This is a genomic window from Sedimentitalea sp., assembly GCF_039973035.1.
Taxonomy (GTDB): Bacteria; Pseudomonadota; Alphaproteobacteria; order Rhodobacterales; family Rhodobacteraceae; genus Sedimentitalea.
This window is the reverse complement of record NZ_JBDWLR010000042.1, coordinates 454,013-467,070: the sequence shown is the minus strand read 5'-3', so window position 1 is coordinate 467,070 and position 13,058 is coordinate 454,013. Positions and strand designations below refer to the sequence as shown.

General features: G+C 60.7%; 14 protein-coding genes. 6 read left to right on the top strand and 8 right to left on the bottom strand.

Features of this window, described 5'->3' with window-relative positions; all coding sequences use genetic code 11:
- Positions 1-40 precede the first annotated feature (40 nt).
- Positions 41-982, top strand: coding sequence for a nucleoside hydrolase (locus tag ABJO75_RS10955; protein ID WP_348130480.1), 942 nt, complete (start codon positions 41-43; stop codon positions 980-982).
- A gap of 165 nt (positions 983-1,147) precedes the next feature.
- Positions 1,148-1,597, top strand: coding sequence for a GNAT family N-acetyltransferase (locus tag ABJO75_RS10950; protein WP_348130212.1), 450 nt, complete (start codon positions 1,148-1,150; stop codon positions 1,595-1,597).
- A gap of 36 nt (positions 1,598-1,633) precedes the next feature.
- Here ABJO75_RS10950 and ABJO75_RS10945 read toward each other — a convergent pair whose 3' ends face one another.
- The 3 genes from ABJO75_RS10945 to ABJO75_RS10935 are packed head-to-tail and all read right to left on the bottom strand — an operon-like array spanning position 1,634 to position 4,372.
- On the bottom strand, positions 1,634-2,140 hold the full coding sequence (locus ABJO75_RS10945) for a GNAT family N-acetyltransferase (protein ID WP_348130209.1): 507 nt from the start codon (positions 2,138-2,140) through the stop codon (positions 1,634-1,636).
- A gap of 17 nt (positions 2,141-2,157) precedes the next feature.
- Positions 2,158-3,435, bottom strand: a complete 1,278-nt coding sequence (eno, locus tag ABJO75_RS10940) for a phosphopyruvate hydratase (protein ID WP_348130207.1) — start codon at positions 3,433-3,435, stop codon at positions 2,158-2,160.
- A 13-nt stretch (positions 3,436-3,448) separates the two neighbouring features.
- Positions 3,449-4,372 (bottom strand): DMT family transporter, encoded by a 924-nt coding sequence (locus tag ABJO75_RS10935; RefSeq protein WP_348130204.1) that lies wholly within the window; start codon positions 4,370-4,372, stop codon positions 3,449-3,451.
- Between the two features lie 147 nt (positions 4,373-4,519).
- Between ABJO75_RS10935 and ABJO75_RS10930 the strand changes: the two genes are divergently transcribed.
- Positions 4,520-5,563 (top strand): AbrB family transcriptional regulator, encoded by a 1,044-nt coding sequence (locus ABJO75_RS10930; RefSeq protein ID WP_348130200.1) that lies wholly within the window; start codon positions 4,520-4,522, stop codon positions 5,561-5,563.
- Here ABJO75_RS10930 and ABJO75_RS10925 read toward each other — a convergent pair.
- Positions 5,560-5,973, bottom strand: a complete 414-nt coding sequence (locus ABJO75_RS10925) for a Fur family transcriptional regulator (protein WP_348130197.1) — start codon at positions 5,971-5,973, stop codon at positions 5,560-5,562. The genes ABJO75_RS10930 and ABJO75_RS10925 overlap by 4 nt on opposite strands.
- Before the next feature lie 404 nt (positions 5,974-6,377).
- Here ABJO75_RS10925 and ABJO75_RS10920 point away from each other — a divergent pair, with 404 nt between their 5' ends.
- Positions 6,378-7,670 (top strand): DEAD/DEAH box helicase, encoded by a 1,293-nt coding sequence (locus ABJO75_RS10920; protein ID WP_348130194.1) that lies wholly within the window; start codon positions 6,378-6,380, stop codon positions 7,668-7,670.
- Positions 7,671-7,706: 36 nt separating this feature from the next.
- Here ABJO75_RS10920 and ABJO75_RS10915 read toward each other — a convergent pair whose 3' ends face one another.
- The 3 genes from ABJO75_RS10915 to ABJO75_RS10905 all read right to left on the bottom strand — a co-directional run bounded on the left by ABJO75_RS10915 (position 7,707) and on the right by ABJO75_RS10905 (position 10,188).
- Complete coding sequence (locus ABJO75_RS10915; protein WP_348130192.1) at positions 7,707-8,513, bottom strand: DUF533 domain-containing protein; 807 nt, start codon at positions 8,511-8,513, stop codon at positions 7,707-7,709.
- 3 nt (positions 8,514-8,516) lie between these two features.
- Entirely contained in the window at positions 8,517-9,359 is an 843-nt protein-coding gene (locus ABJO75_RS10910) for a DUF533 domain-containing protein (RefSeq protein ID WP_348130190.1), read from the bottom strand.
- Positions 9,360-9,474: 115 nt separating this feature from the next.
- Positions 9,475-10,188: an endonuclease/exonuclease/phosphatase family protein gene (locus ABJO75_RS10905; protein ID WP_348130187.1), complete on the bottom strand. Its 714-nt coding sequence runs from the start codon at positions 10,186-10,188 to the stop codon at positions 9,475-9,477.
- 110 nt (positions 10,189-10,298) lie between these two features.
- On the opposite strand from ABJO75_RS10905, the gene ABJO75_RS10900 reads away from it, so the two are divergent.
- Positions 10,299-11,174, top strand: coding sequence for a DMT family transporter (locus tag ABJO75_RS10900; protein ID WP_348130184.1), 876 nt, complete (start codon positions 10,299-10,301; stop codon positions 11,172-11,174).
- Here the strand turns inward: ABJO75_RS10900 and ABJO75_RS10895 are convergent.
- Positions 11,171-12,589 (bottom strand): protein adenylyltransferase SelO, encoded by a 1,419-nt coding sequence (locus ABJO75_RS10895; RefSeq protein WP_348130181.1) that lies wholly within the window; start codon positions 12,587-12,589, stop codon positions 11,171-11,173. The two genes, ABJO75_RS10900 and ABJO75_RS10895, sit on opposite strands and share 4 nt — an antisense overlap.
- A 46-nt stretch (positions 12,590-12,635) precedes the next feature.
- Here ABJO75_RS10895 and ABJO75_RS10890 point away from each other — a divergent pair, with 46 nt between their 5' ends.
- Positions 12,636-13,055, top strand: a complete 420-nt coding sequence (locus ABJO75_RS10890; protein WP_348130178.1) for a cupin domain-containing protein — start codon at positions 12,636-12,638, stop codon at positions 13,053-13,055.
- Positions 13,056-13,058: the final 3 nt, after the last annotated feature.

Genomic DNA, 13,058 nt, shown 5'->3' with positions numbered 1-13,058 from the left:
CCTTGACACTCTCGGTGTCTGGCAGATGCAAGAGGCAGACATGGGCGCACGCAAGATCATCATCGACACCGACCCCGGACAGGATGATGCGGTGGCAATATTGCTGGCACTGGCCAGCCCGGATGAAATCGAGGTTCTGGGCATTACTGCCGTTGCCGGAAACGTACCACTGGCGCTGACCGCCAAGAATGCCCGCATCGTCTGTGAACTGGCCGGTCGGTCGGATGTGCCTGTTTACGCAGGCTGCGACCGGCCACTGGGGCGCGAACTGGTGACCGCCGAACACGTGCATGGCAAGACCGGGTTGAATGGCCCGGTTCTGCCCGATCCGACCATGCCGATGCAGCCGAAACATGCGGTCGATTTCATCATCGACACCCTGCGCAACCATGACAATGGTGCGGTAACGCTTTGCCCTCTGGGACCGCTCACCAACATCGCAATGGCATTTGAGAAAGCCCCTGACATCGTAGGCCGAGCGGCCGAAATCGTGCTGATGGGCGGCGCATATTTTGAGGTGGGTAACATCACGCCAGCCGCCGAGTTCAACATCTACGTCGACCCACAAGCGGCTGATATCGTGTTTAAATCCGGCGCACCTATCACGGTGATGCCGCTTGATGTCACACACAAGGCATTGGTGACGCGCCCACGCAACGATGCCTTTCGCGCGCTTGGCACCCGGGTCGGCAACGCGGTGGCCGACATGACCGACTTTTTTGAGCGGTTCGACAGGGAGAAGTACGGCAGCGAAGGTGCGCCGCTGCATGACCCATGTGTCACCGCCTATCTCATCCGACCCGACCTGTTCAGTGGGCGGCACGTGAATGTCGAGATCGAGACGCAGTCGGAACTGACGTTGGGAATGACGGTCGCCGATTGGTGGCGGGTCACCGACCGCGCACCGAATGCCATGTTCATGGGCGACCTCGATGCTGACGGGTTCTTTGACCTGCTGACCGAACGCCTCGGGCGGCTGTGATCCGCGCATATGCTGGCTGAACCTGGTTTTTGCCTGCAGTCGGGGGTGCATCCGCGACGGTTTCCTGTGTAGAAGTGTACATCCGGCGGGCAGCAACAAGACCCGCAATCGACCAAGCCGCATCCGGTCATTTGAAACCAGCAGTACAGCAACGAAAGCAGGCTCATGAGCGCAGCACTCCATCTTGCCAAACCCGATGACCTGAATCGGCTGACCTCTTTGGTCGCGGCCTTTCATGCAGAACAGGGGATCGAACAGTCCGATGCGGCACGCCAAGCGGGCCTCGCGCCATTGCTGGACGGCATCCCTCATGGTGCGGCCTATCTGATCGGCCCGGCCCGCGCGCCTATCGGTTATGTCATCGTGACCTTTGGCTGGTCGGTCGAGTTTGGCGGCATGGATGCGTTCATCGACGAGCTTTACCTGCGCCGCGCGGTGCGTCGACGCGGCATTGCCACCGAAGTGCTGATCAGCCTGCCCAAGGCGCTCGGGGATGCCGGGGTAAAGGGCTTGCATCTGGAAGTTGATCGCGAAGACGAAGCCGCCCAAAGGCTCTACGCCCGCGCCGGCTTTCGCGCACGTGAACGCTATATGCTGATGAGCCGAAAGCTATAGCCATCAGGCAAAGCAGCTGAGGCTGGCGTTACCGGTTCAAAGACGAAGCTCAAAGAACAGCAGCAACCCGTCAGCGATCGCTGGCACGTCGTAATAGGGGCCGCGAAGCTCGAAACCGAGCGATAGATACAACTGTGTTGCAGCCTTGAGCGGCTTGCCCGTATCCATCCGAATTATCTTGAAACCATCCGCACGGCACTTGTCGATCAGCGCGGTCATGATGGCGCGCCCTGCCCCTGTGCCACGTGCCGCATCGGTGACATAGACGCGTTTGATTTCGGCGACACCCGGTTCCAGCGTACGGCTCATCCCGCAGCCAACCGGTTCGCCGTCTTTCAAGGCCAGTTTGACCGACCCGTGCGGCGGTGCACTGTCGCGGGTCAGGTTTTCCATCAGATCGGCATAGACATCGTGCGGATAGAACGTCCGGATGATCCGGGCGTTCTCAGCATCAAAGGTCAGTAGAAAGTCGCGATACGCCCAGCAAAGCTGCCGGACCGCGTTCAACTGCGCTGCTGTGGTCGCATCTACTACCTTGATCATCGGCGCGATACCGAACCTCAGCCGCGCAGCACCGACCGGCCCGCGAATTCCGCGACTTCGCCCAAGGCTTCTTCGATACGGATCAGCTGATTGTACTTCGCCAACCGATCCGAACGCGCCAGCGAGCCTGTCTTGATCTGCCCGCAGTTGGTGGCGACAGCGAGGTCGGCAATGGTGGCATCTTCGGTTTCGCCCGAACGGTGGCTCATCACATTGGTGAATCCGGCGCGGTGCGCCATGTCGACCGCTTGCAGCGTTTCTGTCAGGCTGCCGATCTGGTTGACCTTGACCAGCATGGAATTCGCGCTGCCCCGGCTGATGCCTTCGGCCAAGCGCGCGGGGTTGGTCACAAACAGATCGTCGCCAACCAGTTGCACCTTGTCGCCAAGCGCCTCGGTCAGGGCCTTCCAGCCATCCCAGTCGTCCTCGGACATCCCGTCTTCTATCGAGATGATCGGATAGTCGGCAACCAGAGCGGCAAGATAGTCGACGTTTTCATCCGAGCTCAGCGACTTGCCCTCGCCCGCCATGACATATTTGCCGTCCTTGTAGTATTCGGTCGCGGCGCAATCCATCGCGAGATAGATGTCATCACCCGGCGTATAGCCCGCCTTTTCGATGGATTTCAGCACGAAATCCAGCGCGTCACGGGTGCTGCCGAGTTCCGGTGCAAAGCCCCCTTCGTCACCAAGCCCCGTGGACATGCCTGCCGCTGACAGTTCTTTCTTCAGCGTGTGGAACACTTCGGAGCCCATGCGCACCGCGTCGCGGATATTGGTCGCGCTGACCGGCATGATCATGAATTCCTGAATGTCGATCGGGTTGTCGGCGTGTTCACCGCCATTGATGATATTCATCATCGGCACCGGCAGCAGCCGCGCAGACGTACCACCGACATAGCGGAACAACGGCTGCGTGGTGAAATCTGCGGCGGCCTTGGCCACGGCAAGGCTGACGCCAAGTATGGCGTTTGCACCCAAACGGCCCTTATTCTCGGTGCCGTCGAGTTCGATCATGGCCCCGTCAATTGCGACCTGCTCAGTGGCGTCAAACCCGACCAGTTCCTCGGCAATCTCGCCATTCACCGCAGCGACCGCTTCCAGCACGCCCTTGCCCATGTAGCGGAATTTGTCCCCGTCACGCCGCTCGACCGCTTCATATGCGCCAGTGGAGGCACCAGAGGGAACCGCCGCGCGGCCCATGGTGCCGTCTTCCAGAATGACGTCCACTTCAACTGTCGGATTGCCCCGACTGTCCAGAATTTCGCGGGCATGGATATCGATAATCGTGCTCATGTGGGTCTGTCCCTCAAATGGATTTGGACGTTTCATACCCGTGGGCCGCCTCAAGGGAAAGAGACTCTTGCCGCGCAAGGCGCAGTTTGCGTTCCCGCCAGAGCGTATAGATGCCCGAACCCACGATGATCGCCGCCCCAATCAGCATCGGCGTATCCGGCGTTTCGTGAAATATGAACACCCCGACAATCAGCGCAAAGATCAGGCGGCTGTAGCGAAACGGCGTGACAAAAGACACTTCGCCCACCCGCATCGCGGCGACGATGGCGTAGTAGGAAGCAACCCCCATGACGACCGCACCCAGAATGAGGAACCAGTGCGGTGCGGTAGGTACGACAACGTCACGCGGGCTGTACAGCGACAGCAGAGCCGCCGCCGGGATCAGGGTGAGAAACGCCAGAAAGCTGAGCTGGAATGACGAGGTTACACGCGGCACGTTGCGCGTGGCCAGATCGCGCAATGCCAGGCCGATCACCCCCATGACCGCAAAGAGCGACAACGGATCAAACGCATCCATCCCCGGGCGGATAATCAGCAGGACTCCGGCAAACCCCGCCAGGATCGCACTCCACCGCCGCCAACCGACGGGTTCGTGAAAGAAAAGCGCCGCGCCGAGCGTCACCGCCAACGGTGTTGCCTGCAGGATCGCCGAGGCTGACGAGATCGGCGTCAACACGATAGCAGACACAAAGCCGACCGTGCCGATCAGTTCCCCGAGGTTGCGCACCAAAACCGTTGCGCTGAGAGCGGCACGCGGAAACAACGCCTCGCGTCGCAACAGGGTCAGGACGGCAAAGACACTGGCCCCACCCACGCCCAGCACGCCGATGATCTGCCACGTGGGAAACGCACCGGCCAGAAACTTGATGAACATATCCTCAATGGCAAAGCCAAGCATCGCCAGCGTCATCAACGCTGCACCGCGCAGATTTTCCATATCATTCACTTTCGGGAGTCAGGACTACCGAGTTGCTCTGTCCTAAAACCGACACCTCCGCAAGTCAGAGTTGCGCTTACTGCATGGCACCTCTGCGGCCGTCGCCCGCAATTGTGATGCACCCGGCGGAATGCTAGGCACGCGGCCATGCCTGCCTCTGCATCCCTGAACGTGACCATGGCGACGCTGCTGACGATCCTTGTCGGGCTGTGCGGCGCGGTCGTTGCCTATTTGTTATCGTTCCCGGCCTGGGTGCTGTTGGGCCCTGCCCTTGCAACCAGCATCGCCAGCCTGTCAGGCTTGCCCCTCGCAATAGCGCCCCCGGTGCGCGACATCGGTTTCATTGTCTTGGGGCTGGGGATCGGCGCCGGGTTCGATCCGCAGGCCGGAGGGGTGCTGTTGCGCTGGCCATTGGCGTTCGTGGTGCTGGTCGGCGCACTGGTCGTGACAATGATCCTGTGCCGCACGGTGTTGGTGCGCGGGTTCGGTTTTGATTCCCGCAGTGCCACCCTCGCTGCAGCCCCCGGACATCTCAGCTTTGTCCTTGGCCTTGCCACCGACCTGAACATCGACGTTGCGCGGATCACGGTAGTGCAGTCGATCCGGTTGTTGTTTCTGACCATTTCGGTGCCGTTCATCGCCGTTGCGATGGGGTACGACTTCAGTGATTTGGTCCTGTCGGGCGACGCTCCCCTTCCGATGATTTCGCTTGCGGGTCTTGTGGTCGCCTCAATCTGTGTCGGCTTACTTTTCAGCCGACTGCGCTTTCCCGCGCCACTGTTATTGGGAGCGATGATGGTCTCGGCCCTAGGGCACGTCACAGAGGTCACATCTGGTGCGGTACCGGAGATGCTGTTGACCCCGGCCTTCTTGATTTTGGGCACGATGATCGGCACCCGGTTTGTCGGAATGACCCGGCATCAATTTGCCAGTTCTCTGCTGGCAGGCCTGAGTACAACACTTGTCGCTGTCATCATAACGACGATCGCTGCAATCCCGGTCGCTGCGGCGCTCGGGATGCCGGCGGCGCATGTCCTCGCGGCGTTTGCGCCCGGTGGGCTGGAAACGATGATCGCGCTTGGCGCAACGATGGCAGCCAGCCCCGGTTTCGTCGCCGCCTGCCACGTTGCGCGGCTGATGATCCTGATCGTGCTGATCCCGCTGATGCTGGGGCGTCGCGTGCGCGCCTAACGCTTGCGGATCGGGACCCCATACAGTTCCAGCTTGTGGCCGCGCAGTTCATAGCCCAGCTTTGCCGCAATCTTCTCCTGCAGCGCCTCGATCTCGGGATCGACGAATTCGATCACCTCGCCGGAATTCATATCGATCAAGTGATCGTGGTGATCCCGCTCCGCATCTTCGTACCGGGCGCGGCCATCGCCGAATTCGAGCCTGTCAAGAATTCCGGCCTCTTCGAACAGTTTGACCGTCCGGTAAACCGTGGCGATCGAAATGCCCGAATCCAGCGCGCTGGCGCGGGCATAAAGCTCTTCCACATCCGGATGGTCCGTGCTGTCCTGCAGCACCTGAGCGATGATACGCCGCTGTCCGGTCATCCGCAGGCCCTTGGCCTCACAACGGGCGATGATCGTGTCTGTCATGTCGGTCCTTCTCGGCGCGGGCGTCGTCGCGGGTTTAAAACATCCCGGCGGGCAGGAAAAGCGAAAGGCGTACCCAATATTGCCGCAAAATGCGCGGTCTCGCCACCGTCGATAATCACCTTGCGGGTTGACTTGTGCCGCATAAGCGCCCATGTGCCCCTCAAGCGTTATCTTCTGCCGCGTGAGCAGGAAAGATCGAGAGCGGGTTTATCCGCCCGGCCGCAATGTGGCCCGAATGCAAGATAGCGATACCGTGTTCCCAAAATCACGCGTGGGGCCAAACGCGTCGGACCAGTCCGTTTGCGGCATGCTGCCGTCGGACCAAGAGGGTCGGCGCTCCCCATTGTGGCCGCGGATGTGGCCAGACGACAGGCCTGCACCCTGCAGGCCCGAAAGGATATGAATTGAGCGATTTTGATATGATGGGCCTGCCCGCCAAGCTGGTGGCACGCCTTGCGGATATGGGCATTACCGATCCGACCCCGATCCAGAAACAGGCAATCCCCCATGCGCTGAACGGGCGCGACGTGATGGGCCTTGCACAAACTGGCACCGGCAAGACGGCGGCTTTTGGCCTGCCTCTGGTCACCCGGATGCTGGAATTTGGCAAGAAACCGGAACGCTATGCCGTGCGTGGCCTCGTGCTTGCGCCAACCCGCGAATTGGCAGGACAAATCTCGCAGAACCTGCGCGCCATGTGTGAGAACACACCGCTCAAGGTTGGCATGGTTGTCGGCGGCCAGTCGATCAATGCCCAGATCAAGCGCCTTGAGCGCGGCACAGACCTGTTGGTGGCGACACCCGGACGGTTGATCGACCTGATGGATCGCCGCGCCTTGAGCCTTGAAACCTGCAGTTTCCTCGTGCTCGACGAGGCCGACCAGATGCTGGATCTCGGCTTTATCCATGCCCTGCGCAAGATTGCCGCCATGCTGCCCAAAGAGCGGCAGACCATGCTGTTTTCGGCCACCATGTCCAAGCAGATGAACGAGATCGCGCAAAGCTATCTCGATCGCCCGATCCGCGTTGAAGTCACGCCTCCGGGCAAGGCGGCCGACAAAGTGACGCAAGAGGTGCATTTTATCGCCAAGGCCGAAAAGACCAACCTGCTGATCGAGCTCTTGAACAAGCACAAGGACGAACGCGCGCTGGTCTTTGGCCGCACCAAACATGGGTCCGAAAAGCTGATGAAGCTGCTCGAAAAGCGCGGTTTCGCGACCGCTTCGATCCACGGCAACAAGAGCCAGGGACAACGCGACCGGGCGATCACCGCATTCAAGGCGGGCGAGATCAAGGTTTTGGTGGCGACGGATGTCGCAGCGCGCGGGCTGGATATTCCGGATGTGAAACACGTCTATAACTTTGACCTGCCCAACGTGCCTGACAACTATGTGCACCGCATCGGCCGCACTGCACGTGCAGGCAAGGACGGTGCCGCGATCGCATTCTGCGCACCGGACGAGATGGGCGAATTCAAGGCGATCCAAAAGACTATGGGCATCAGCATCCCTGTTGCATCCGGCCGTCCGTGGGAGCCAAGCGAAGAAGAAGGCAAACCCAAACGCGGCGGTGGCGGCGGTCGCGGCGGCCCTCGTCGTCAAGGTGGCGGTGGCGCCGCAGCAAAACCCGGCGGCGGTCAACGCCGCCGCCGCAGGCCGAGCCGTGGCAAAGGTGGCGGTCAGAAATCCGCAGCGTGATAAGACTAGAAACGACCGGGGTTATGCCCCGGTCGTTCAGCTTTGGCGATAAAGCCGCGCGCGACCCATCTGAACATGCAGTGCGTTGACGACATGCTCTGACAGGCCAAGTCCCCGAGCCAACCGGTCCAGAAAGATCGCCTCGGGTGGTGTATCAACCCGAATTGCCATCAGGGCCGATGAATAGATCTGCACCGCCTGACCGGGCCGTGTGGCCTGAGCCATCGCAGCAATGTCGATTGGCGCCGCCAATTCAGCCTGCACCAGCGCCCGATCATCGTCGTCGGTATCCGGGCCCAAAGCTGTAAGAATTGCGGCGCGTTCTTCACAGTCAATCTCGCCATCGGCCTTTGCCGCCATGAGCATTGCCCGCAGCATCAGCACAGCCGCCTGATCCACCTCGGCGACCGGCTTTTCCGCGTTAAAAGCGTCAAGCAGATCATCAACGCTTTGATCCGTCTCAGTGGCCGCGCCGCTCAACGCGGTCATCATCACGTCGACCCCCAACTCTGCTTCGGCCTCGGTTGCGGAGGCGGCGGTTACGGCCCCTTCATCAGAGGCGGACTCTGGGGGCTCGGATCCTTCGGCATCGCCTTGTCCTATGGTCAAACCGCGTGTTTGCGCGGCCTTGACGACCATGCCACGCAATCGATCGCGGCCTTTGCCATCCTGCAGGTCGCTGACCAACTGGCGCGCCTTGTCGCCGCCCTCGGTCGCCCGATCCAGCAGCGCCTTGGCCTTTTCCTTGTCGATCTCGGGTCCGTCCCCATCCGATCCGTCTAACATTCCCCGCGATCGGGCGAACCCGACCGCGACCTTGGCCAACGTGACAACCAGCGCCATGGGTCAGGAATAGAGCGGCTGAACGCCCATCTGCAGATGCAGCGCATTCACGGCCTGCTGGTTCAAACCCAAAGCACGCGCAAGGCTATCCAGATATTCGGCCTCTGATTGACGATCCAGGCGAATCGACATCAATGACATGGAATAGACCTGCCCCTTGAGCGGCTCGGGCGTATCTGCGGCAAGCGATTCGACATCCACAGGTGCGGCAAGCTGGGCACGAACAAAGCTGATATCATCCGCGTTCGCATCGGCGCCAACGGTATCCATAATCTTGGCCTGCTCGTCAGAATCAATCTCTCCATCCGACTTGGCGGCCTGAATCATCGCGCGCAGCATGAGGCCCGCAACCTCTTCGGCCTGGGGTGCGGTCTCTGAGGTATTGAACTGATCAATCATGGCCCCGGCTCCCTGACCGCTCATCGCGGCAGCACCGCCGAGGGCAGCCAGCACACCTGCCAGCCCCGGTCCACTCTCAGGCTGGCTCGACAACAATCCACCCTTGTCAGACGCAGATGCGGAACCGCCACCGGTCAGGGCCGACAGATCGAACCCCGCTTGGGATGCCATGTTCTGGATCATCTCCTGCATGTTGCCCATGCCACCGCCCTTGGTCATTTGGGAGATCATGTCCTGAACGCCGCCCATTCCGGCACCGCCGCCCATCTGCGCCATCATGTCCTGCATGTTGCCCACGCCGGGTGCCTGATCAGCCTGTGCGTCGTCCGGCGCGATCTGCGCACCGCCAAACAGGGCGCCAACGCCACCGCCACCAGACATCTTGTCCACGCCTCGCGCCGCTGCGTATCCGATTGCCAGCTTTGCCAGTGTTCCCATCAGACTCATGTCGGTCTCCCCATTTGATTCAAATTGCAAAATCTACGGGTTATACCGTGACAGAAGTTTGCAGCCTGTGAAGGGGAAATATTCACAAATTCTCGCGCAGACGCGTCTGGCAGCCCTATTCAGAGGCCAAATCCGCCCATATCGGCAGGTGATCGGACGCAATATGCGCGGGACGTTCATCATAGACACCGTGTTGCGTCGCGATCAATCCGGCGCTTAATGCGATTCTGTCCAGCGGACCCATCGGACGTGGCGAGGGAAAGCTTGGACGCGGAGGAAGAAACCGCATCTTGGGCGCACATTGATCTAGCACCGGTAGGCGCGACCATTCGTTGAAATCACCAGCCCATATGGTCGGCATCTCGGCCAGCCCTGCCGACAATTCGGCCAGATGCTGAACCTGCCTGCGACGATACTGCCCGATCAGCCCCAGATGCAGGCCCATCACCCTGAGCGGTCCCAAAGGTGTTTTAAACTCGGCCCGCACTGCTCCACGCGGCTCCAGCCCCGGCAAGGTCATCTGCCCGATTTCTGTCAGCGAAATACGCGATCCGCGCCAGATGATCGCGTTGCCGTGCCAACCTAGCGACCCTGCCCCGCCTAGATCGGCGATCTGCCAACCGGCCTCGTGCAGCACGAAATGGGGCAAAGCAGCTGGTCGGGGCGGCAAGCGTTTGTCCGCCTCTTGCAGCACCACAATCTCTGCACCCAGCCCCTCCAACACCTGCAGGATTCGACGAGGCTGCCGACGCAAATCAAGGCCGACACATTTCTGGATATTGTAACTCGCCAATCGCAGGCTGTCAGTGTCAGGTGGTTGTGGTTTCATTGTTGGCCAAGGCTGCTGTTGGGCCACTAATGCGATCTTGGCGCAGGAACCGCAAGCGCAGCCCGTCAAGGATGCTTGACTTGTGAACCAAGCGCCCGTTCTTTGGGCAAATGAATGAAAAGCGCAGCATCGACGTATTCGGGGCGACGGCCCTCATCGGATTCGCCGCAATACTCGCGTTCAATCAGGTCGTAATCAAGGTCACTGGCGGAGGCTTTGGCCCGGTCTTTCAGGCCGTGTTACGCTCTGTCGGTGCCACAGTTTTCCTGCTGATCTGGATGCGGGCGCGTGGCCATGTTCTCACGCCTCCGTCGGGTACAGCCTTCTGGGGTATCATTTTAGGGTTCGTTTTTTCGTTCGAATTCATATGCATATATACCGCTCTTGATCTGACAACCGTGTCGCGCGCATCGATCCTGTTCTATTCGATGCCGGTCTGGGTGGCGATTGGCGGGCATCTGCTGTTGCCCGGCGAACGGCTTACCCCGATCCGCATGGCCGGCCTCTTTCTCTCCCTCTGCGGGGTCGCTCTCGCCGTGGCGGATCGCAGCAGCGGTGCCGCCAACATCTGGGGCGATTTGCTGGCGCTCGGGGCGGCGTTGGGATGGGCCGCGATTGCGCTCATGGTTCGGGTGACACCGATGCAGCGGATGCGCCCCGAAACACAACTGCTCTGTCAGGTGGCGGTGTCGGCGGTTGTTCTTTTGGCGCTTGCGCCGCTCTTTGGCCCGCTGATCCGCGATCCGCAGGCGATTCACTTTGCTGGTCTGGCGTTTCAGGCCTTTGTCGTTGTCGGGCTGGGATATCTCATGTGGTTCTGGTTGCTGACCATCTATCAAGCCAACAGCGTTACCTCTTTTTCGTTCCTGTCGCCCGTGCTTGCCGTTCTGTTTGGCTGGTTAATATTGGGCGAAACCGTTGGGCCACAAATCTGGGGCGCACTGTGCCTGGTGGCGGTCGGCATTACCCTGATTAACCGCCGCTAGGTGCCACAAAAGGTTGCAGGTACGACCTCGTCCGGCATGGGTGGACGCGCCAAGTCTGCATGCTCTGGCTGTTCCTCGTAAGGCCGGGCCAAGACCGTGTCGAAACGCTCAAACAGAGAATAGTCACCGTCGACCGCCGCCTCGATCATCTGCTCGATTCGGTGGTTACGGGGGATAAAGGCGGGATTGGCCTGCCGCATCACGGCGACCGGGTCCTGTTCGTCTTTCAGGCGGGCCTGCCAGTCTGCCTGCCAGCCATCAAACGCAGCGGGCTCCGTAAACTGATCGCGCGCCGTGTCCGTCGTCAAGGCGCGGAAGGTGTTGGTAAAGTCCGCCTGATTCTCTGCCATCCGCGACAGCAGGTCGGCGATCAACCCGGCATCTTGGGGTCGCGCATCGGCCAGCCCGATCTTGGCTCCGAATTCGGCCAGCCAGTGCTGCCGTATCAATTCGGGCATCGCATGCACAATCTCGGTCGCTTCTTCGACCACTGCCTCGCGGTCCTCAAACTGCTGGATCAGCGCGGTTGCAAGCTGGGCAAGGTTCCAGACCGCGATATCCGGCTGATTGCTGTAGGCATAGCGCCCCATCCGGTCGATCGAGCTGAAAACCTTGGACGCATCATAGACGTCCATGAAGGCACAGGGCCCATAGTCGATTGTTTCCCCGGAAATCGCGCAGTTGTCGGTATTCATCACGCCGTGAATGAACCCCACCCCCATCCAAGCCGCGATCAGCCGCGCCTGCGCATCGCGCACTGCGGTCAAGAGCCCCATTGGCCCCTCCGCCTCGGGGTAGTGACGGGCGATCGCATAGTCCGTCAGCCGTTTCAAACTGTTGGCATCGCCACGCGCTGCAAAGATCTGAAAGCTGCCGACACGCAGATGGCTCGCCGCAACGCGGGTCAGAACGGCACCGGGCATCGGCCCTTCGCGATAGACCAGCTCGCCGGTTTCCACCGCTGCCAACGCGCGGGTCGTCGGGATGCCAAGGGCATGCATCGCCTCGCTCACCACGTATTCACGCAGCACCGGACCCAGCCAAGCGCGCCCGTCACCGCCCCGCGAATAGGGCGTGCGCCCCGAGCCCTTGAGCTGGATATCCCGGCGCACCCCGTCGGTGCCCACCGTTTCGCCGAGCAACACCGCGCGCCCGTCACCAAGCTGCGGATTGTACTGGCCAAACTGGTGGCCGGAATAAAGCTGCGAGATCGGCATCGCACCATCAGGCAACCTGTTCCCGGAGAACACCTCCGCCATGCTTTCGACCTCGCCGGGCGCGATTCCCATCAGTTTTGCCAGATCGGTGTTGAACGCGATCAGCCTTGGGGCGCGAACCGGGCTTGGCGGTTGCGCGGAAAAGAATGCGCCGGGAAGGCGCGCATAACTGTTGTCAAAGGGGATGCTCAGAGTCATGTCTTATACATAACGACCCGTGACACGATTGCCAGAGACTGCGCGCATGACAGCTGACGAGACCATTACCCATCTGGGCCTTGCGCCGCATCCGGAAGGCGGCTGGTATCGACAGACATGGGTTGCAGAGAATGCTGGCCGACCCAGCGGCACCTGCATCTATTTCTTGCTGCAAAGTGACGAGATCAGCCACTGGCACAAGGTCGATGCCACCGAAATCTGGCTCTATCACGCGGGCGCGCCGCTGACTTTGTCGATCAGTGCGGACATGGATGGTCCTGCAACGGACCACCTTTTGACACCCGATCTGACACGCGGGCCGCCGCAGATCATCGTGCCAGAGTACCATTGGCAATCGGCGCGGACGACGGGCGAGTACACATTGGTCAGCTGTACGGTCAGCCCCGGCTTTCAGTTCGACGGCTTCACCCTCGCACCCCCCGGATTTGACATTCCCCGATCCTGAACC

Bases quoted from the DNA above. Each gene is read 5' to 3' on its own strand.
- ABJO75_RS10955 (WP_348130480.1), top strand. From the start codon at position 41: ATGGGCGCACGCAAGATCATCATCGACACCGACCCCGGACAGGATGAT.
- ABJO75_RS10905 (WP_348130187.1), bottom strand. From the start codon at position 10,188: ATGAAACCACAACCACCTGACACTGACAGCCTGCGATTGGCGAGTTAC.
- ABJO75_RS10910 (WP_348130190.1), bottom strand. From the start codon at position 9,359: ATGAGTCTGATGGGAACACTGGCAAAGCTGGCAATCGGATACGCAGCG.
- ABJO75_RS10915 (WP_348130192.1), bottom strand. From the start codon at position 8,513: ATGGCGCTGGTTGTCACGTTGGCCAAGGTCGCGGTCGGGTTCGCCCGA.
- ABJO75_RS10935 (WP_348130204.1), bottom strand. From the start codon at position 4,372: ATGGAAAATCTGCGCGGTGCAGCGTTGATGACGCTGGCGATGCTTGGC.
- eno (WP_348130207.1), bottom strand. From the start codon at position 3,435: ATGAGCACGATTATCGATATCCATGCCCGCGAAATTCTGGACAGTCGG.
- ABJO75_RS10930 (WP_348130200.1), top strand. From the start codon at position 4,520: ATGCCTGCCTCTGCATCCCTGAACGTGACCATGGCGACGCTGCTGACG.
- ABJO75_RS10925 (WP_348130197.1), bottom strand. From the start codon at position 5,973: ATGACAGACACGATCATCGCCCGTTGTGAGGCCAAGGGCCTGCGGATG.
- ABJO75_RS10890 (WP_348130178.1), top strand. From the start codon at position 12,636: ATGACAGCTGACGAGACCATTACCCATCTGGGCCTTGCGCCGCATCCG.
- ABJO75_RS10900 (WP_348130184.1), top strand. From the start codon at position 10,299: ATGAATGAAAAGCGCAGCATCGACGTATTCGGGGCGACGGCCCTCATC.
- ABJO75_RS10950 (WP_348130212.1), top strand. From the start codon at position 1,148: ATGAGCGCAGCACTCCATCTTGCCAAACCCGATGACCTGAATCGGCTG.
- ABJO75_RS10945 (WP_348130209.1), bottom strand. From the start codon at position 2,140: ATGATCAAGGTAGTAGATGCGACCACAGCAGCGCAGTTGAACGCGGTC.
- ABJO75_RS10895 (WP_348130181.1), bottom strand. From the start codon at position 12,589: ATGACTCTGAGCATCCCCTTTGACAACAGTTATGCGCGCCTTCCCGGC.